1 protein-coding gene is annotated in these 2,022 nt (G+C 66.2%); it reads right to left on the minus strand.

Annotated features, from left to right (window positions below):
* Window positions 1-1,184 (minus strand): type IV secretory system conjugative DNA transfer family protein (locus N864_RS24920; protein ID WP_240474451.1); only part of this gene is annotated, 1,184 nt, incomplete at its 3' end.
* Between the last annotated feature and the right edge of the window lie 838 nt (window positions 1,185-2,022).

Below are 2,022 nucleotides of genomic sequence, written 5' to 3' on the forward strand. Positions count from 1 at the left end.
GAGGGGAGGGGGTAGTTGGCGGCCTCGTCGAGGATCACCGAGAGGGGAGGGTCGAGCCGTGCGCCGGGGCAGGCTGCCGCCAGTCGGCGGGCCGTCTCGAGGATGTCCTCAAGGAAAGCGCCGACGAGGCCGGCAGTGGCTGACGCACCAGTCGAGGTTCCGAGTAGGTAGACGGTCCCGTCCGCGGTGAGGAACTGGCGCGGGTCGAGGTGCTCCCCTGGCCCGGGACTGACAGCCTCGAGGACCTTGGGGTCGGCGAGGGATGAGAAGGCGATGGAGACCATCGCCCACACCGCATCGCGTTGCCGGGGATCGGCGTTCGTCAAGGATCGAAGGGTGTGCTGCCACCCCGCGGCGGCGTTCGGATGGCTGGTCAGGATGTCGACCGCCTCGCCGGCGGTGACCGCGGACATCGACCAGCGGTACAGATCCAGGGGAGTGGCGCCGCCGAGAGCCGCGGCGTGAAGCAAGGCGCGCACTGCCTGCTCCGCTGACGCCTGCCAAAAGGTTGCGTCCGTCGTTCCTCGGGCGGCGCCGGTCGTCAGCGCCTTCGCCCGCACCATGGCCACGTGCGGATCCTCACAACCGCGGATTGGGGACCAGCGAGCAACGGACGGCATCCCGTGAGTCAGATGTTGTGGATCGAAGACCGCGACTGGCCCCTTCTCTCGGCGAGCGGTCAGCGTGGTCGTCAGATTGTCTGGTCGGGTGCTCGTCGTGACAACGGGGCCCGGTGCATCGAGGATCGCCGGGATCACCAGATGCAGTCCCTTGCCGGATCGCGGTGGACCGAGGATGAGGGTCGAGTCCTCAACGGTGGCATAACAGGCGACGCCCCTGCTTCTGCCCAGCTGGAAGCCCAGGTCATTGACGATCGGCTTGACCAGCGAAGGACGGAGCATCGCGCCTCGACGCAGTAGCCGACGGGATCCGGCGGCTCGAGTGACGTCGCCGCAGGCGGCAATCCCCGGGCGGTCCAGCGCACGCCTGCGCGGGAGATCGTTAACGACCCGCCGGACGAGCACGGCGCTGGCACCTGCAGGGACGAGCATGGCAACGAAGATGGCCCAATAGAGGAACGGCGGCCCAAGGTGTGTTCGCCAGGCAGCGCTCGGATCCGACGGGTTGGTGAGCAGTTGCACGAACCCCGGAATCGAAAGGGATGGCGCGTGGCTGCCGGTCACGAGCGCGCCCACACAAGCCGCAAGCCACGCGAGGGCGCAGACACCACCCGTTGCGAGAACGACCGCAGCGAAGAGTCCGTCACTGGGCTGGGAGGTTTTCCCGGGAATATTGACCATGTGAGGTAAACCGAGTGGCGGGGTCACTCCTCGTCGGCCACCAGCATTTGCCGGGCTTCCCAACGGCGCTGGCCCGCGGTCTGACGCTGCGCCTAGATCTCCTGCCGCCATCGACGATCGGTCAACTAGCGCCGACACCTCCCACCTCGGAGCAGGGCGACGTGTCCGCTATCCGCGCCCGGATGCGTCACAGCGCCCAGATAGACGCGCCCCTGGACGCCTGGCAGGCGAGGGGCGATGGGATGCTGAGGCATCAACCCGCGAAATTTTCGTTGCGCGCGATGGGATCGCCGAGCTGAGGTCGGCCGTTCTCATCCTTTGACGACGTGCGCGAGCGGTCGCACGAATGCTGAAGGGCCAGTTGACGCCGTATCGATCTGAGAAGCGCGTACTTCGAAGCAACGCTTCCGGCGTCTCCCGGCTACACCCCGTCATCTCCCACATCAGCCGCACGCACCGGCACAAGCAAGTGGCCTACGTGTGATGAACGCCTTGAGTCAGGTTCGCCCTGGTCGTTGAGCCATCGGCAACGTCCCATGAGGTGGCTAGGGTCTGCCCGTGGACACGAAGCGGTGCTCAAAATGCGGGGTTGAAAAGCCGGTTGATACGTTCTATCGCCGACGCAACCGCAATGGCTCATACGGCCTCCAGGCGTGGTGTAAGCCTTGTTTGACCGCGAAAACGCGGGCCTGGAAAGCGGCTCTTCGAAGTTAACCGGGCA

The organism is Intrasporangium chromatireducens Q5-1, from assembly GCF_000576575.1.
Lineage (GTDB): Bacteria > Actinomycetota > Actinomycetes > Actinomycetales > Dermatophilaceae > Intrasporangium_A > Intrasporangium_A chromatireducens.